The 17,715-nt window shown below is 72.5% G+C and carries 15 protein-coding genes; 2 read left to right on the top strand and 13 right to left on the bottom strand.

From position 1 onward, the window contains the following. Positions 1-13 precede the first annotated feature (13 nt). A complete protein-coding gene (locus ABD254_RS11625) occupies positions 14-919 on the bottom strand; it encodes a carbohydrate ABC transporter permease (protein ID WP_344248583.1) in 906 nt (301 codons plus the stop codon). Next, positions 909-1,922: an ABC transporter permease gene (locus ABD254_RS11620; protein ID WP_344248582.1), complete on the bottom strand. Its 1,014-nt coding sequence runs from the start codon at positions 1,920-1,922 to the stop codon at positions 909-911. Before ABD254_RS11620 ends, ABD254_RS11625 begins: the two co-directional genes overlap by 11 nt. A gap of 68 nt (positions 1,923-1,990) precedes the next feature. Here ABD254_RS11620 and ABD254_RS11615 point away from each other — a divergent pair, with 68 nt between their 5' ends. Next, positions 1,991-2,737: an IclR family transcriptional regulator gene (locus ABD254_RS11615; RefSeq protein ID WP_344248581.1), complete on the top strand. Its 747-nt coding sequence runs from the start codon at positions 1,991-1,993 to the stop codon at positions 2,735-2,737. Positions 2,738-2,840: 103 nt separating this feature from the next. On the opposite strand, the gene ABD254_RS11610 is transcribed toward ABD254_RS11615, so the two are convergent. Together ABD254_RS11610 and ABD254_RS11605 are read right to left on the bottom strand one after the other, a co-directional pair. Next, the gene (locus ABD254_RS11610; protein ID WP_344248580.1) at positions 2,841-4,238 is read right to left on the bottom strand and encodes a hypothetical protein; all 1,398 of its coding nucleotides are present in this window, start codon (positions 4,236-4,238) and stop codon (positions 2,841-2,843) included. A gap of 26 nt (positions 4,239-4,264) precedes the next feature. Then, positions 4,265-5,089 carry an IclR family transcriptional regulator gene (locus ABD254_RS11605; RefSeq protein WP_344248579.1) on the bottom strand — a complete coding sequence of 275 codons (825 nt, stop codon included), beginning with the start codon at positions 5,087-5,089 and terminating at the stop codon, positions 4,265-4,267. Between the two features lie 18 nt (positions 5,090-5,107). Between ABD254_RS11605 and ABD254_RS11600 the strand changes: the two genes are divergently transcribed. Next, positions 5,108-6,868, top strand: coding sequence for a glycoside hydrolase family 35 protein (locus ABD254_RS11600; RefSeq protein WP_344248578.1), 1,761 nt, complete (start codon positions 5,108-5,110; stop codon positions 6,866-6,868). 101 nt (positions 6,869-6,969) lie between these two features. On the opposite strand, the gene ABD254_RS11595 is transcribed toward ABD254_RS11600, so the two are convergent. The 9 genes from ABD254_RS11595 to ABD254_RS11555 all read right to left on the bottom strand — a co-directional run bounded on the left by ABD254_RS11595 (position 6,970) and on the right by ABD254_RS11555 (position 17,396). Then, positions 6,970-9,132, bottom strand: coding sequence for a hypothetical protein (locus ABD254_RS11595; protein ID WP_344248577.1), 2,163 nt, complete (start codon positions 9,130-9,132; stop codon positions 6,970-6,972). Between the two features lie 212 nt (positions 9,133-9,344). After that, positions 9,345-10,022 carry a GOLPH3/VPS74 family protein gene (locus tag ABD254_RS11590; RefSeq protein ID WP_344248576.1) on the bottom strand — a complete coding sequence of 226 codons (678 nt, stop codon included), beginning with the start codon at positions 10,020-10,022 and terminating at the stop codon, positions 9,345-9,347. A gap of 48 nt (positions 10,023-10,070) precedes the next feature. Then, positions 10,071-11,579 carry an aldehyde dehydrogenase family protein gene (locus ABD254_RS11585; protein WP_344248575.1) on the bottom strand — a complete coding sequence of 503 codons (1,509 nt, stop codon included), beginning with the start codon at positions 11,577-11,579 and terminating at the stop codon, positions 10,071-10,073. Between the two features lie 10 nt (positions 11,580-11,589). After that, entirely contained in the window at positions 11,590-12,591 is a 1,002-nt protein-coding gene (locus ABD254_RS11580; protein ID WP_344248574.1) for a proline racemase family protein, read from the bottom strand. Between the two features lie 37 nt (positions 12,592-12,628). Further along, complete coding sequence (locus ABD254_RS11575; RefSeq protein WP_344248573.1) at positions 12,629-13,558, bottom strand: dihydrodipicolinate synthase family protein; 930 nt, start codon at positions 13,556-13,558, stop codon at positions 12,629-12,631. A 24-nt stretch (positions 13,559-13,582) separates the two neighbouring features. Further along, positions 13,583-15,160: an FAD/NAD(P)-dependent oxidoreductase gene (locus ABD254_RS11570; protein WP_344248572.1), complete on the bottom strand. Its 1,578-nt coding sequence runs from the start codon at positions 15,158-15,160 to the stop codon at positions 13,583-13,585. Then, positions 15,157-15,459, bottom strand: coding sequence for a (2Fe-2S)-binding protein (locus ABD254_RS11565; protein WP_344248571.1), 303 nt, complete (start codon positions 15,457-15,459; stop codon positions 15,157-15,159). Before ABD254_RS11565 ends, ABD254_RS11570 begins: the two co-directional genes overlap by 4 nt. Next, positions 15,456-16,685 carry an NAD(P)/FAD-dependent oxidoreductase gene (locus ABD254_RS11560; RefSeq protein WP_344248570.1) on the bottom strand — a complete coding sequence of 410 codons (1,230 nt, stop codon included), beginning with the start codon at positions 16,683-16,685 and terminating at the stop codon, positions 15,456-15,458. Before ABD254_RS11560 ends, ABD254_RS11565 begins: the two co-directional genes overlap by 4 nt. A 75-nt stretch (positions 16,686-16,760) precedes the next feature. Then, positions 16,761-17,396 (bottom strand): GntR family transcriptional regulator, encoded by a 636-nt coding sequence (locus tag ABD254_RS11555; protein ID WP_344248569.1) that lies wholly within the window; start codon positions 17,394-17,396, stop codon positions 16,761-16,763. Between the last annotated feature and the right edge of the window lie 319 nt (positions 17,397-17,715).

The following is a 17,715-nucleotide window of genomic DNA, read 5'->3' as shown; positions in this document are numbered from 1 at the left end:
TCCTTTCGGGGGATCAACCTTTGACGGCGCCGGTGAGGACACCGGCCTGGAAGTGCTTCTGGAGAAACGGGTACACGCAGACGATGGGCACGATGGCGAGCACGACGACCGCCATCTGGAGGGCTTGCTGCGGCGGAAGCGCACCGGCCGAGGCGGCGGCCTCGGCGGCCATCGGGCTGTCCTGCAGGACGTAGCTGCGCAGCACGAGCTGGAGCGGCCACTTGGCGGAGTCGTTGAGGTACAGCAGGGCGTTGAAGAACGAGTTCCAGTAGCCGACGGCATAGAAAAGGCCGACCACGGCGATGACGGCCTTCGACAGCGGCACCATGACGCTCCGGAGCACGCGCCAGTGCCCCGCGCCGTCGATACGGGCGCTGTCGAGCAGCTCCCGCGGGATTCCCTGGAAGAACCCGCGGACGATGACGATGTTGAAGGCACTGATGGCCGCAGGCAGGATCAGGGCGGCGTAGCTGTCGAGGAGGCCGAGCTGCTTGACCGTCAGGTACATCGGGATGATGCCGGGGGTGAACAGCATCGTGAGCAGCACCAGCGTGAGCAGGGGCCGCTGCCCGACCATCTCCCGTCGGGTCAGTGCGTACGCCGCCAGCACGGTCGCGACGAGCGAGATCGCAGTACCGACCAGCGTGACGCCGACGCTGACTGCTACGGCCCGGGTCACCGCGCCCCCGGCGAGCACCTGACGGTAGGCGTCGAGGCTCGGCGAGGTCGGCCAGAGCACGTAGCCGCCGGTCGAGTTGATCTGGTCCTGTGACGCCAGGCTGGTGGAGACGACCAGGACGAAGGGGAAGACCACCGCCGCGAGGATCACGAGCACCGCGAGGCCCTTGAGGGTCCTCGCCAGCGGTGACGGCTTCTCCATCCAGATCGGCCGCTCGCCGAGGATCGCCTTACTGTTCACGGCTGTAGACCCCCTGCTCGCCGAGCATGTGCGCCGCCTTGTTGGCGGCAAGAATCAGGACCAGGCCGACCAAGCCCTTGAGCAAGCCCGCGGCCACGCCGACGCTCCAGTTGCCGTCGATGACACCGTTGAAGTAGACGTAGGTGTCCAGCACCTCAGCCGCCTCGGCGCCGACGTTGCCGCGCTGGAGCAGGATCTGCTCGAACCCGACGGTCAGGGAGCTGCCGAGCTGGAGGATCAGCAGCAGCACGATGATGGGACGGACGCCCGGCAGCGTGATGTGCCAGAAGCGTTGGCGGCCGTTGGCGCCGTCGACCACCGCCGACTCGTAGAGCGCCACGTCGATCGCCACGAGTGCGGCGAGGAAGAGGATGGTGCCCCAGCCCGCGTCCTTCCAGACTCCCTGGGAGACGATCAGCAGCTTGAACGTCTCGGGGTTCGTCATCAGGTTGGTGGCATCGACGCCGAGGTCGCGCAGCGCCCGCGTCACCGCACCCGTGCCGCCGAGCATCTGCTGGAACAGCGCGACCACCACCACCCACGACAGGAAGTGGGGGAGGTAGATCACCGACTGCACGAACCGCCGCACCACGGGAGAGATGAGGCTGTTCAGCAGGACGGCCAGCAGCAGCGGCACCGGGAACGAGAAGACCAGCTGGAGACCGCTGATCACCAACGTGTTCCACAGGGCGTTCCAGAAGGCAGGGTCCTGGAACATCAGCTGGAAGTTCTGCAGGCCCACCCAGGGCGACTCCGACAGGGGCAGGTAGGGCACGTAGTCCAGGAACGCGACGAAGTTGCCCAGCAGCGGGATGTAGGTGAAGAGCAGCAGCAGGATGACCGCGGGGGCGATCATCGTCAGCAGGCCGCGGTCACGGACCAGTCGCTGCAGAAGGTTCGGGCCTCGCCGGCCTTCGCGGTCGTGGCGACCGCCGGCGCGGCCGGTGCGCCATGACGGCGCCTTCTGGTTGATCGGGTCCTCGATCGACAGGTCGGCTGCCACGCTGCGACTCCTCTCACCACCATTGGTGCTCTGATAGCACCATAGAGAGGAATTGCTAAGATAGCAACATGCGTCCAGCCCAGCCGAACCAGTCGCTCATCGACGGACTGTCGGTCCTCCAGGCCCTGGCGGCGCACGGAACGCCCATCGGATCGCGCGAGCTGGCGCGGATGCTGGGGCTGGAGCCCACCCGGGCCAACCGACTGCTCAAGACCCTCGCGCTCGTGGGTTTGGCGCAGCAAGACGCGGCCCGGCGGTACGCCCCAGGCCCCGGGATCCACGTGCTCGCCGCACAGAGCCTGCGCGGGTCGGGCCTGATCGGCCGGGCGCTCGGCCCGCTGGAGGAGCTCCGCTCTCGAGGACACGTGATCGCGATGGGTGTCCTGTGGTGGGACCAGGTGAGCTACCTCTATCACGCGGGCGCCGGGGCCGAGCACGGGCGTGGCATCGGCGGCGAGGCGCTCTTCCCGGCGGCGCAGTCGGGTCTGGGGCATGCCCTGCTCGCCGAGCTGTCCGACGAGGAGATCCGCGAGATCTACTCCGACGGGCACCGGCTGCACGCCACGCGCCCTGACAACGAGGCAGTGGTGCTCGACGGCGAGGACGGACTGCTGGCCGCGATCGAAGGCACCCGTCGGCGGGGCTACGCCCTGACCGGCGTGTACGGCGCCGAAGATCCCACCCGGACCATCGGTGTCGTGGTCGGTGACCCGGTGGTGGCCGCGATCGGCATGTCGGGCGACTTCACCGACGACGAGGTGCCCGAGCTCGTCGACGCCCTCCGCGCCACCGCCGGCCGGATCGCGGTGGCGTAAGCGTGGGCCGGCCGGCAGGCCGGGCCCTGACTCGTCGAGGGCCCGGCCCCCGCCGGCCATGGCGGGGGCCCGGTCCAGACGAGTCTCAGGCGCCAGACGGGTCTCAGGTGTAAGCGAGCTGGGCCGTCACGGTGGCGTCGGTGTCAGGCACCAGACGCACCCAGTGCGCGCTGAACCCGGTAGGAAACACGTGCTGGGCGTAGCCGCCGTCGTCGACCTCGACCGTGGTGTACCGGTGGAACTCACCGACGCCCTTGAAGTCGACCTCCACGGCGACGCGCACCGGACGATCCGCCGTGACGTGCAGGCACTTGTGCTCGAAACCGGTCATCAGGTACGGGTCCGAGGGGTTACCGGCGGTGACCTCGGTGTCCCACCACGGTCCGCCCCAGCCCTGCGGCTTGCCGAAGCTCCACAGGTCGTCGGTCTTGCCGAACCAGAGGTTCGCCTGCGGCTGACCCGCGACCGGGTTGGCGTCGTTGATCGGGGTGGTCTGGTCCCCGGCGAGCACCAGCATGCCGTTCCACGAGCAGAAGTCGCCCACGATCCGCAGGTGCGAGGAGATCGGCCGGATCCCCCACACCGCGTTGGCGTAGGTCAGCGAGGGCAGCTCGTAGAACATCCCGGACGCGTCCATCAGCAGCCGCTCGGACTCCACCTCGCGGATCCGCGGCCACTCGGTGGTGAACGCGTGGTCCTGGGTGTGCGTGGACTTCGGGAGCCGGTAGACCTTCCAGCCGGTCGCGGGCAGGTGGACGTGCAGGAGCGCGGACGCGCGATCCTGGCCGACGGCGTACAGCGCCTCGCCCATGCCGTTGGCGCTGGCGAGCGTGTTGAACTGGGTCTTCGCCAGGATCGTCCACTCGGTGCCGTCCCACTCCGCGAGCCGGCCTTCGCTCTCGCCGGTGGGGAAGTCGTGGTCGAAGTAGGAGTTGTTGACCACCACGACCCGGCCGTTGCGGGTGTAGCAGTCCTTGAAGTGGGGATAGCCCTGCACGCCGAGCACCTCGAGCAGGTCGAAGAGCTGGGTGACCTCCAGCGTGCGCACGTCGACCTCGAAGAACTCGCCCTCCATGCCGAGCACGTACACCTTGCCGGCCGGGTCGGTCAGGTGCCGAGCAGTGGCCGTGAGACGAACGTCGACCAGCGCGTCGATGGTCCGCACGTCGCCGTCGGTGGAGATGACGTGGGGGCCGATGAAGAGCTGGTCGCTTTCCTTGTGCACCAGGCGGTTGGCATAGGTGCCGACCACGCTGGCAGCGTGCTTGGTGATCGACATGTCGTCGTCGATGCTGAAAAGGCCCGTCCCGCCACCCGTCTTGCCGGTGTGCGCCACGTACGTGACGAACCAGAGCTTGTCGGCCCACGGCATCAGGGCACCGATGCCGGTCTCGGAACGAGGGGTGTGGTCGGCCTTCACGGCGAGGTGCGGGAAGACGCCGCTCGCCACCGCCGATCCGGTGCGGACGCCGGCGGACAGGGCATGAGTCGCAAGGGACATGGGATTCCTTCGATCTGGTGGGGCGGTCAGTGGCTCTGCTGGTTCATGGCGGCCTCGACGTCGCGCCGCCCCGCGTGCAGCACGAGGCGGACGGTGTCGGGGTCGAGAAGGTCGCTGCGACCGGCGACGGAGAGCGCCACCGGGGCATGCCCGGGAAGGTCGACGGTGATGGCGGCGGCGCGCTGCCCGGGGGCCTGCCAGTCGTCGAGCAGCAGGCAGTCGTGGTCGAGCGCCGCACGGGCCTGATCGAGGGCCTCGCGGGCCGAACCCGGCGCGGCAGGACCGGGTTCGGCCCAGCCGAAGCGCTGGCGCGACTTGTCGAGGAGGGTGAGCGCGTCGCCCTCGGGCAGGTCGAGCAACAGGCGCATGCCGGGGGCGGACAGGTGCAGGGGCCAGCCTTCGGCGTCGAACAGCCGCGGTTCGGTCCTCGATGACGACCGCAGGAAGTAGATGACCTGGTCCCGCCACAGGATCGACAACGCCACGGTGTGACCGACAGCCCGGTCCGCCACCGCCTGCATGGCCGCGCGAGGACGGTGCGCGAGGTCGAACTTGTCGACGGCCGCGGCTCCGAGGGAGAGGACGCCGAAGTCCGGCGCGAAGCTTCGGGGGCCGGTCTTGCGGGCGAACCCCGCGTCGGCCAGCGTCGCCAGGATCCGAGAGGCCGAGCTCTGGTGCAGGCCGACCCGTCGCGCGATCTCGGTCGCCGACAGCGGCGCGTCGGCGTCGACGAGGAGCTGCAGCACGCGCAGCCCGTTGGCGAGGGCGTTCGGGCTCGCGCTCGGAACGCTCGGGTGATCGGTCATGGCTTCATAGAACCATGCACAGGACGCATGGGCAAAGCCATTCATGCGTGGTAGAAACGCCCCATGACTTCCTCACCTCGCGTGATCTCAGGCGCCTTCCACTATCAGCGGGTCCACCCCGGCCAGTGGCGCGAGCGCCTCGCGCTCGTGCACGCCATGGGCTGCGACACCGTCGAGACCTACGTGCCGTGGAACCTGCACGAGCCCCGGGAGGGCGAGTTCGTCTTCGACGGGCTCGCCGACCTTGGGCACTTCCTCGACCTCACCGCCGAGGCCGGGCTGAAGGCGATCGTGCGGCCAGGTCCCTACATCTGCGCGGAGTGGGAGAACGGCGGGCTGCCCGCCTGGCTCACCGGACGCCCGGGCATGCGGATCCGAACGGCGGAACCCGCGTTTCTCGCAGCGGTCGACGCCTGGTTCGACGTGCTGGTCCCGCTCGTCGCCGAACGGCAGGTGACGCGCGGCGGCAACGTCACGATGGTGCAGGTCGAGAACGAGTACGGCTCCTTCGGCGACGATTCCGCCTACCTCGAGCACCTGGCCGACGGGCTTCGTCGGCGCGGGATCGACGTCCCGCTCTTCACCTCCGACGGCCCCGCGGACTACCTCCTGGCGGGCGGCACCCTGCCAGAGGTGCGTGCCACGGTGAACTTCGGCAGCAAGCCCGCAGAGGCCTTCGAGACGCTGGCGCGACACCGTCCCGAGGACGAGCCCTTCTGCATGGAGTTCTGGAACGGTTGGTTCGACCACTGGGGCGAGGCGCACCACACCCGCGACGCCGCCGATGCGGCGCGAGTGCTGGACGAGATGCTCGGTGCCGGCGCGTCGGTGAACTTCTACATGGCCCACGGCGGCACCAACTTCGGGTGCACCGCCGGGGCCAACCAGACCGCGCCGGACGCGGATCACCCGCACGGGCAGTACCTGCCGACGATCACGTCCTACGACTACGACGCGCCGATCGACGAGGCGGGCCGTCCGACGGCGAAGTTCTGGGCCTACCGCGAGGTGATCGGCAGGTACACCGACCTGCCCGCAGCACCGGTCGTGCCGGAACGCCTCGTGCTGCCCGCCGGGGAGGTCGCCGTGACCGAGGAGCTGTCCCTGGCGGCACACCTGGACACGGTCGCGACGATCAGCCGGTCCAACCCACCGACCTACGAGGAGCTCGGCCTCACGCACGGCCTGGTGCGCTACCGCACCCACGTGCGCGGCCCGCGCGAGCCCCTCCCGCTCTCGCTCCCCGGGCTCGGCGATCGCGCCCACGTGTACGCCGACGGCGAGCTGCTCGGGATCGTCGACCGTGCGTTCCCTGGCGAGCCCCTCCAGCTCCAGGTCCCGGCAGATGGTTGCGACCTGGAGATCTGGGTGGAGTCGATGGGGCGGGTCAACTACGGGCCCCAACAGGGCGACCGCAAGGGCCTGGTCGGCGGGGTCCAGCACGGGCAGCCGTTCCTGCACGGCTGGGAGGTGGCGACCATGCCACTGCCCGGCCTCCCGACCGACCTCGGCGGATGGCAGCCCGTCGGTGAGGCGGGGCCGGGACGCCCGACCCTCTACCGCGGATCCTTCGATGTCGCGCGCCCCGCCGACGGCTTCCTCGCACTCGACGACTGGCGCAAGGGATACGTCTGGGTCAACGGGTTCTGCCTCGGCCGGTATTGGTCCGTCGGACCCCAGCGCACGCTCTACCTTCCCGGCCCTGTCGTCGTCGAGGGCCGGAACGAGATCGTCGTGCTCGAGCTCGACGGGTGCGACCGACCGGTCGTGGCGTTCGAGGAGCGGGCAGACCTCGGCGCCCCGACCACCAACCCGCTGGTCTGACGGCCTGACGTCCACTTCCTGACCACTTCGGTGGACACGACGGACGCGGCCCTCCACCCGTCTCGGGTGAGGGCCGCGTCGTCAGGTTGGGTGGGGTGGGATCAGCGGGTCGTGTAGACCGAGACGTCGTCGACGAGGAAGTCGGTCTGCTCGCCGGCGTCCTCGGTGCTGACGAACTTCAGCGTGACGGTCTGACCGGCCCAGTCGGACAGGTCCACCACCCTCTGGGAGTAGACGGTGGTCTTGTCGACGTTGGTCCGGAAGTAGACGATCGACGTCTCGCCCGCCTCGTCGGTGACCTGCGCCTCGAAGGAGTCCGCGGCGGTTGTGGTCGGCTCCGCGGAGTTCACCCGCAGCCAGAAGTCCAGCAGCGTGGTCCCCGTCTCCGGGACGGTCACGTCCTGGAACAGCGTGTCAGTGCTCTCGACACCGTTGCCGCCCATCCAGGCGTAGAAGTTCCCGCCGTGCGCGGGGTAGTGGGAATAGGTGCCGACCACCCCGTTGGTCCACTCCCACCCCTCGCCCTGGTCCTCGAGGCCCGGGTTGGTGACGTTCTCGGTGCGGTTGACCTTGCGCAGGTCGATCGTGTACTTGAACAGCTGGTTGCGCGCCTTGGCGCTCACGTTCAGCCCGGTCTTGGGCCGGTCGACGTTGAACCATTCCTCGAAGCTCTCCGAGGCGTAGCGGTCCATGTTGTCGAGCGTCTTCTGCGGCCCGCCGTCGATCTTGGTCCAGAGCCCGTAGAGGGCTCCGGCCACGCGGCACTCGCAGTCCGCGCCGTTGTCAGGGTTGGTGCGCGACGCCGGCAGCGAGGGGTCGGAGAAGCCGGACTGGCGCAGGTCCATCCAGGCGTTGACGTTGTAGTAGTAGCGACCGTCCTCGAACAGGTAGGCCACCAGACCGTTGGGGAAGCCCTCGGTCCAGCCGCACGCCTGGCTGCTCGACTTGTCCAGGAAGTGCGGCGAAGGGCAGTTGGTCTTCGGCCAGTACCAGTCGTACAGCAAGTGCTGCAGGTTGTGCCCGGCCTCGTGGACGACGGTCGTCGGCGCGTCGGGCATGGCGTCGGTGAGGAACACGGCGCGGACCGCGGCCGCGGTCTGGTAGTAGCCACCGTTGGTGTTTCCGGGCGCCCAGCGGGCCTTCAGCTTGCCGCAGTCGGCGCTCTCCTGGTAGGTCCAGCAGTCGGTGCCGGAGCCGCGGACGTCGTACACCTTGTTGATCACGTCGAAGGCGTGGAAGGCCCGCATGTGCAGCGCATCCGGGGTCGTCAGGCCGAAGTCTTGGACGCTGCCGCGGCGGACGTTGAGCTTCTGCGCGGTCTCGACGACGTACGGCGACGCGCCGGTCATCTCGGTGACCTCCCACCAGTCGTTGCTGGTGGTGAGCTTGACCCACATCGTGGCGGTGTTGAGGGTGGTCGGCTGGAAGCAGAAGTTGTAGGCGCCCGTCGCCGAGGTCAGTCCGCTCGCGAGCGTCGTGACCGGCCCGTTGACAGCGGTCTGGCCGACCACCTCGACCTTCACCTGACGACCGGGCTTCCAGGTGCCGTAGTAGTCGGCGTAGTTCAGGCTGCCGATGGCGCAGACGTCGCTGGCACCGGCCGTGGCCTGCACCTTGCCGCTCGTGCGTGCCGGGGTGCGATCGGCGGTGGCGTCCTGCTGGACCGAGCCATCCTTGCTGTGGGCCTCGGACCTGCGGCCCTTGACCCCCTCGAAGGTGGTGGCGGCCGTCTTCCCGACGGTGAGCTCGGTGGTGGCGTGCGCCGACCTGTCGGCCTCGGGCCGGTCGGCATCGACGGCGTCGACCTGCAGCTGAGCCCGGCCGGTCTCGTCCGCCTTCACGGTCACGCTCAGCGTGGTCGAGCCCTGGGGAAGGGCCATCACGCGCGTCGACTCCGCGTCGAGCCCTCGCTGCACGGCGGCGGAGAACCCTTCGCTGGCGAAGCTCAGGCCCTCGGGCGCGCGCAGGGTCACCTTTGCCCGGTCGATCGCCACCTCCGACCGGATGGTCACGGTGGCGGTCGCGGTCTCGCCCAGGGCGGGGATCCGGTCCAGGGCGACCTCGGCGGCGACGCAGCTGGTCGGCGCCTCACTCTTGGCGCTGGCTGGCGGAGCGAGCGTGCAGGTCTGCTCAGTGGTGGGCGCTGCCGGGGCAGCGGCCGCGTTGGGCAGAGCGGCCATGGTGGAGAGGCCGATGATGGCCGCGAGGCCGGCAGCGGTGAGGTACTGCGCCGGCCTGCGGCGCGTGGTTCTCATGTGAGTCATGGGGACCACTGTGAGGTGGCTCACAGGCTTCGACAAGGCTAATCGCGATTCGTCTCACGTTGTGAACGACTTTTCGTAACTCCTGTCATAACCACCCTCTGGCAAGCAACCGGGACGGTCCGCAGCCCGCACATGCGAGCACTCGCGGAGAACCTCAGGAACGAGGCACCGCGGGCCGGAGCGAGCGCATGTTCGGCGGGGGGACGGGGCGGTCAGGTGGCCGCGACCGGCAGCACCAGCGCCGCCGAGGTGATGACGGCCATAGTGGCCGCCACGACGCCACCCGCCGCCTCCCGCCCGGCGGTGCCGCGCCACCACGACTCCGCGACCTCGTGCGTGCGCGCCTCGGCCTCGCGACGACGGTCGCGCGGCACGCGGGACAGCAGCCAGCCGGCCCCGTCGGCCAGGGTGAGCAGCGCGGCCGTGCGGTCCTCCGGCGGCGCGCCGTCGAGCAGCGCCCGCTCCACCCGGCGGCGGAGCGTCACGACGGCGGGCCCGGGGACGGCGCGCCACCGCGTGCTGCGCAGCACGCCCCACGTGGTGCGCTGCTCGGGACGCAGCAGGCCCCGGGCCTCGAGGGAGTCGATCAGCGGGCGCTCGACCTGTCGCGCCAGCCGCTCGACGAGGTCGGACGCCCGGAATGGCTGGGACCCGGCCAGCGCCAGGGCGCGGTCGAGCTCGGGCCGCCCGGTGGGGGCCGGGTCGAGCACCACCACGAGGAGGTCCTGCGGCCGCGACGTCCCGGGCCGCGGCCCGAGCGTCACGCGGTGCGCGAGCACCAGCTCGACGAGCAGGGCGCCCGCGAGGCGGTAAGGGGCGTCGTCGAACAGCGAGGGACCCGCCCGGTCGGCGTCGTGGGCGAGCAGCAGGAGTTCCTCGGCGACGAGCACGTCATGTCCTCCACACGTCGATGTCCGGGCGGGAGGCTCCGGTGCCCCCTACCAGGACGCCGACTCTCCCACAGCCGACCGCGCCTGCGGCACACCCCACGGGTTTCCGTCCTGTAACGGCGCCGGCAGCGCGTCCTGCGGGGCGTCCTGGAAGGTGACGCCGCGCAGGAACCGGCCGATCGCGGCGGTGCCCACCGACGTCGCGTCGCTGGTCGTGGCGGGCCAGGGGCCGCCGTGCTGCATCGCCGGCGTGACGGCGACGCCGGTCGGCCAGCCGTCGACGAGCACCCGGCCCGCGTGCCGCCCGAGCGCGGCCAGCAGGCCGGCGATCTGGGCCGCCTCGTCAGGGCCGCGGTGCACGGTCGCCGTGAGCTCGCCGGGGAAGAGCTCGGCGACGACGGCAGCCAGGTCGGTGCCCTCGGGGTAGGTGACCAGCACGGCGAACGGGCCGAACGTCTCGGAGAGCACCGTGTCGCGGTGCGCCCGCAGGGTGGCGAGGTCCGTCTCGACGAGAGTCGGCGTGGTGCGCACGACGCCGTCCTCCCCCGTGCGCGCGGTGCCCTCCGCCAGCACGCGGACGCCGCCGGTGCCGAGGACGGCCGCGCGCCGCTCGACGTAGCCCGCGCCCACGCGCGCGTTCAGCAGCGCGTGCTCCGGGACGGCGGCCGCGGCGTCGGCGACGATCGGCCCGAGCCCGTGACCCTCCGGCACCAGCAGGAAGCCGGGCTTCGTGCACAGCTGGCCGGCCGACCCGCCGACCGACCCCACCCACCCACGCGCGATGTCGTAGCCCCGGTCGGCCAGGGCCGCCGGCGTCACCAGCACGGGATTCACCGACCCGAGCTCGCCGTAGAACGGGATCGGGTCGGGTCGCGCGGCGGCGGCGTCGGCGAGCAGCCGCCCGACGCGGGTCGAGCCGGTGAAGGCCGCCGCCCGGACCGCCGGGTGCACCAGCAGGGCGCGGCCGGCGTCGTCGCCCTCGACCAGGGCGAACGTCCCGTCCGGGAGACCGGCGTCCGCCAGCGCCCCGCCGACGAGATCGGCGACCCGGCGGGAGAGCTCCGGGTGGCCGGGGTGCGCCTTGACGACCACCGGGCAGCCGGCGGCCAGCGCGGCGGCCGTGTCGCCGCCCGGGACGGAGAACGCGAACGGGAAGTTGCTCGCCGCGAAGACGAGCACGGGCCCGACCGGCCACAGCGTGCGGCGCAGGTCGGGGCGCGGGCCGAGGACGAAACCGGGGTCGGCGGCGTCGAGGCGCACGTCCAGGTACGCCCCCGACTCCACCGTGCGGGCGAAGAGCCGCAGCTGGACCCGGGTGCGCTTCAGCTCGCCGCGCAGCCGCGCCTCGCCGAGCCGGGTCTCGGCGGCGGCGAGCGCGACCAGCTCGTCCTCGTGCGCGCCGAGGGCCTCGGCCGCGGCCCGCAGGGCGTCGGCGCGGACGCCCGGGGGCAGGTCGGCCAGGACGGGCGCGGCGGCCGCGGCCGCGCGCGCGACGGCCTCGACCCCGGCGGGGGCGGTGGAGAGCCCGGTCGCCGCGACGGTGGGGGTGTGCGTCATCGTGGGCACCTCAGAACTGGAAGCCGGTGGGGAACGGGTCGCTCGGGTCGAGCAGGTACTGGCCGAGCCCGGTGACCCAGGCTCGGCCGGTGATGGTGGGCACGACGGCCGGGATGCCGGCCACGTCGGTCTCCCCGACGAGCCGGCCCACGAACCGCGAGCCGATGAAGGACTCGTTGACGAAGTCGGTGTGCAGGCCGAGCTCGCCGCGCCGCCACAGCTCCGCCATCCGCGCGGACGTGCCGGTGCCGCAGGGCGACCGGTCGAACCAGCCGGGGTGGATGGCCATCGCGTGCCGGGAGTGCTCCGCGGTGGAGCCGGGCGCGATGAACTCGACGTGGTGGCAGTGGTCGACGCCCGCGATGGTGGGGTGCGACGGCGGCGCGGTCGTGTTGATCGCGTCCATGATCGCGAGCCCGGCGGCGAGGATGTCCTGCTGCCGGGAGCGGTCGAACGGCAGCAAGACGTCGTCGAGGTCGACGAGCGCGTAGAAGTTGCCGCCGAACGCCAGCGAGTAGGGCACGGTGCCGAGGCCGGGGACGTCGATCTCGTCGTCGAGCCGCACGACGAAGCTCGGCACGTTCTCGATCGTCACCGACTCGGCGTGGCCGTCGCGCACCTCGACCCGGGCGACGACCACGCCGGCCGGCGTGTCCAGCCGGATCGTGGTCGTCGGCTCGGTCACGGCCACCATGCCCGTCTCGACCAGCACCGTCGCGACGCCGATCGTGCCGTGCCCGCACATCGGCAGGCACCCGGAGACCTCGATGTACACGACGCCCCAGTCGCAGTCGGCGCGGGTCGACGGCTGCAGGATGGCGCCGCTCATCGCCGAGTGCCCCCGCGGCTCGTTCATGAGCAGCAGGCGCACGTCGTCGAGGTGCTCCATGAAGTGCAGTCGCTTCTCGTTCATCGTCGCCCCGGGGATCACCCCCAGGCCCGACGTGACGACCCGCGTGGGCATGCCCTCGGTGTGCGAGTCGACGGCGTGGAAGATCCGGGACGATCGCATGGTCGGCCTCCTCGATGGCTCGTGCGGGACGGCGGGGTCAGCGGTTGGCGATGTACGCGAGGGCCTTCTCAGTGTCCCGGCGCACGGTGGCCTCCTGCTCCGGCGAGAGCGGGCCGCGCGGCGGGCGGGTCTCGATCCCGAACGGGCGCCCCGCGATCTGCGTGGACAGCTTGATGGCCTGCACGAACTCGGTGCGCGAGTCCCAGCGGAACATGGCCACGACGTTCTCGTACAGGTCCCGTGCCTCGGAGATCTTCCCGGCCCGCACCAGCTCGTACAGCTCGACGGCCACCTCGGGGATCGCGTTCGGGTACCCGGCGAACCAGCCCGTCGCGCCCATGACGAGCGACTCGAACAGCAGGTCGTCGGCGCCGGCGATGACGTCGATGTCCGCCACCTCGCGCAGCTCGGCGATGCGCCGCACGTCGCCGGAGAACTCCTTGATCGCGACGACGTTCTCGAGCTGCGCGAGCTCGGCCACGAGGTCGGGCACCAGGTCGACCTTGGTGTCGAACGGGTTGTTGTAGACCATGATCGGCAGGCCCACCTCGTTCACGCGGGAGTAGTGCTCGACGATCTCGCGGCGGTTGGCCCGGTAGATCGTGGGCGGCAGCAGCAGGACGGCGTCGGCGCCGTCCTCGGCGGCGAGCTCGGCCCAGTGCTTGGCCTGGTGCCAGCCCACGCCGTGCACGCCGGCGATGACGATGCCGCGCCCGGCGACGGCCTCGACGGCGGTCTGGACGACCGTGCGGCGCTCGTCGTCGGTGAGCGACGAGTACTCGCCGAGCGAGCCGTTGGGCCCGACGCCGCGGCAGCCGGCGTTCATGAGGTGGTCGACGTGGGCGGCGTAGCCCTCGTAGTCGACGGCCAGGCCGGCGGGCGCCGCGGCGTCGGGGGTGAACGGGAGCGTCGTGGCGACGACGACGCCGCCCAGGTCGACGGTCTTCGGGGTCGTCTCAGCGGTCATGGGTGGTTCCTTTCGGTTCACGCATCACGGACTCGGGACGCGGGGGTCTTCGGGACGGGTCGAGGTGGCGTCGGGGCCGCCGGGCAGCGGGTCGCCCGGCTGCGGTGCCCCGGGCGGAGGGTCGTCGGGCAGGGTGGCCAGGTCCCCGAGCCGGACCGGCACGACGAGCGGCCGGCGGTCGGGGGTCGCGGGCGGCGACGCGCCGCACGCGCCGGGGGCGTCGTCGCGCGCGCCGACCAGCTCCGCGACCGTGCGGCCGCAGACCCGCGCCTGGCACGGGCCGAGGCCGGCGCGGCTGGTGAGGCGCACGGACCGCAGGTCGGTGGAGCCGGTGGCGCACGCGGCTGCGCGCAGCGTGCCGGCGTCGACCTCCTCGCAGCGGCAGACGAGCGTGTCGTCGCGCAGCCAGGCGGTCCAGCCGCCGCGGATGCCGTGCGCGGCCTCGAGCCGCCGCGCGAAGTCGACGGACCGGGCGCGGCGCCGCACCGCCCGGGCGAGGCCTGCGTCGGCGCCGTCGGATTCGTCGGCGCCGTCGGATTCGTCGGCACCGTCGGATCCGTCGGCGGGATCCGGACCTCCGGGTCCGGTCGCGGCGTGGTGCCCGGCGACCCAGCCCTCGGCGAGCGCGGCCTCCGCGCCACCGATGCCGGTGAGCTCGCCCGCGGCCCAGACGCCGGGAACGGTGCTGCGCTGCGCGGCGTCGACGACGACGAACCGGTCGGGCGAGATCGCGCAGCCCGCGGCGACGGCGAGCTCGAGCCGCGGCGTGAAGCAGTGCGAGACGCAGACGGCGTCGGCCGCGACGGTGCGTTCCGTGCCGGGGACCGGCGACCAGCGCGCGTCGACGCGGGCGACCGTCACCTCCTCGACGCGGCCATCGCCGCGGGCGGCGACCACCGCCTCGCCCACGCGGTAGGCCACGCCGTGCCGCGCCAGCGCGCCGACGTACCCGGCCAGCTCGCCGAGCTTGTGCGCAGTGCCGACCAGCCCCGCCGGCCGGGAGCCCCAGCCGCGGGCCAGCGACGCCGGGGTCGCGGCCTCGTGCACGGACAGCACGCGCGCGCCGGTGCGCAGCAGGGACGTCGCCACGGGCAGCAGGAACGGGCCGGCCCCCGCCACGACGACGCGGTCGCCCACGGCCACGCGCTCCGCCTTGGCCAGCGCCTGGGCCGCCCCGGCCGTCGTGACGCCGGGCAGCTGCCAGCCGGGAAACGGCAGGGTGCGGTCGTGCGCGCCCGTGGCCAGCACCAGCGCGTCGGGCGTGAGGGTCAGGTGCTCGCGGCCCGCGGCGTCCGCGGGCCCGACCAGCACGCGCAGCCGCACGCCGTCGTCGAGCCGCTCGAGCGCCCACACCTGCGCGGACGTCAGGACCGTGACCCGCGGGTGGGTGGCGACCACGTCCCGCAGCGCCGTGAAGGTGCCCCAGCCGTGGTGGTACCGGCGCTCGTCGGGGGCCGGCCGGGCCGAGTGGCGCCAGAACTGGCCGCCCACCTGGTCCGACGCGTCGAGCAGCGTCACCTCGGCCCCGGCGCGCGCCGCCGCCCGCGCGGCGGACAGGCCGGCCGGCCCGGCGCCCACGACGACGACCGTCCGGGCGCTCACGCCGACGCTCCCGGCAGCGGGTCGTGCTGGGTCTCGACGACGTCGCCGTCGGCGGCGCGGCGCAGGCAGGCGCGCACGTCGCGCGCGCCGTTGACGGTGACGAGGCAGTCGAAGCACACCCCGATGCCGCAGAACACGCCGCGCGGCGCGGCGGCGACGCTGGTGGTGCGCCACGCGCGACGGCGCGCGGCGAGCAGCATCCCGGCGATCGTCTGCCCCTGTGTGCCGGCGAACGGCTCGCCGTCGAGGGTGATGGTCAGCGGGCGCGGGCCGGCGTCGTGCGGCGACGGCGCGGTCATGAGGCCTCCGCGATCGTCTCGGTCTGGTCGGCGCCGTGGTGGGCGCCGTGGTCGGCGCCGACGACCGCCGGGCGGTCGACGCGGAACGGCGCGGGGTCGACGGCGGGCGCCGCGCCGGTGAACAGGTCGGCGAGGAGCTCGCCGCTCACGGGCCCCAGGCCGATGCCGGCGCCCTCGTGCCCGGTCGCGACCCACAACCCGGGCGTCCGGGGGTCGGGCCCGACGATGGGCAGGTGGTCTGGCACGTACGGCCGGAACCCCAGGTAGGTGCGCATGGCGCTCGCCGCGGCGAGGAACGGGAAGAGCCGGATCGCGCGCGCCGCCATCTCGCGCAGCACGACGGCGCGCAGCCGGTCGTCGAAGCCCACCTGCTCGCGGCTGGACCCGATGAGCACCGTGCCGGCGGCGGTCGACTCGACGACGCTCGACGTCCTCAGCGCCGCGTCGCCGGACTGGGTAGCGCCCACGTAGTCGCCGTCGTACACCTTGTGCCGCACCACGTGCGGCATGCGCGTGGTCACCAGCACCATGCCGCGGCGCGGGCGCACGGGCAGCACGACGCCGAGCCGCTCGGCGACGACGCCGGACCACGGGCCGGCCGCGAGGACCACCGCCCCGGCGGGCACGTCGCCGGCGGTGGTGCGCACGCCGACGATCCGGTCCCCGTCCCGCAGGGCGCCGACGACGTCGACCCCGGTGCGCACGGTCGCCCCCGCCCGGCGGGCGGACGCGAGCAGCGCCTCCGCCGCCGCGACGGGCTGCACCTGCGCGTCCTCGGGGTACCAGACGGCGGCGGTGATTCCGGGGTTGAGCTCCGGCTCGAGGTCCAGCGCGACCGCTACGTCGACCTCGCGCGCGTCCACGCCGGCGCCCCGCTGCCGGGCCGCGAACTCCCGCAGCGGGCCGGCCCCCTCGACCGTGGTCGCGGCGACGAGGCCGCCCTTGGGGTCGTACTCGATCGGGGGGAACCCGCCGCCCGGCCCGCCGAGCTCGTCCGCGAGTTCCGCGACGAGGGACGGCCAGCGGGCGGCGGCGTGCTGCGCGAGCACGAGCTCGGGGCCGGGGCCCTTGTCCGAGACGAGCAAGTTGCCCTCGCCGTGCGCCGTCGTCCCGGACGCGGCGGCGCGCCGGTCGAGCACGGTCACCCGCAGCCCCCGGCGCGCGAGCGCACGGGCGCTCGCGGCGCCGACGATACCGGCCCCGACAACCACGACGTCGACGGTCATACGGCCCTCCCCTCAGTAATATGTCACATACCAACAACCTTGACGGGCCGGCCGCGACGACCGACCCGTCAGTGCTCAGTCCTCCTCGGGACGACCCGCCCACCAGCCGGTCGTGTGGCCGATGTGGCGGTGCATGAGGTCCCGCGCGCCGGCGGCGTCGCCGGCCGACAGCAGGTCCAGCAGCTCGTGGTGCTCGGCCGCCGACTGCTCGAGTCGGTCGGTCGCGACCATCTGCGACAGGCCCAGCAGCCGGGCACGGCTGCGCAGGTCGGCGACCACGTCCACGAGCAGCGGGTTGCCCGCCAGCGTCGTGAGCCGCAGATGGAAGGCGCGGTCCGCCTCGAGGTAGGTCACGAGGTCCCCCGAGCGCGCGCCCGTCACGATGGCGTCGGCCTGCTCGCGGAGCGGCGGCAGCGCGCCCTGCGGAAAGCGGCCGGCCAGCGTCTCCATGGCGGGCGGCTCCAGGAGCTGACGCACCTCCGCGATGTGGCCCAGCATCTCGGGCGACACCTCGGTGACGCGGAAGCCCTTGTTCCGCACGGCCGTGACGAACCCGCGCTTCTCCAGGTCCAGCATCGCCTCGCGCACCGGCGTCGCCGAGACGGCGAAGCGCGCCGTCAGCGACGGCACCGACACCAGCGTCCCCGGGGCCAGGTCGCCCGAGACGATCGAGGCCATGAGGGCGCGCGAGACGCTCTCACGCAGGCTCACCGGTGCCTCGATACGGCGGATCGACGCCAGGGATTCCGACAAGGGCACTTCCTCAGGGACGGCAGTCACGGCGGATGAAACAGTAGTGCGTGATATGTTACCGGTCGCCTCGGCGGTGGGGTCAAGACGACCCGCCCCGCGACGGTGCTGGGACCCGCGATCCGGCACGCCCCCGCTACCTGCAAAAACCCGATGAGCTGCGACGCCGACGTCGCCCGCGCGGAACCGGCCGACGACGTCCCGGAGCTTCCGAGGCGACCCACCGGCACCTGTGCCATGCGAATCACCACCGAGGAGAGCCCGTGGCCGTCGCGCCGAA

Source organism: Isoptericola hypogeus, from assembly GCF_039531145.1.
Classification (GTDB): Bacteria; Actinomycetota; Actinomycetes; order Actinomycetales; family Cellulomonadaceae; genus Isoptericola; species Isoptericola hypogeus.
Note: the sequence above shows the minus strand (reverse complement) of the source record. Positions and strands in the feature narration are given on the sequence as shown.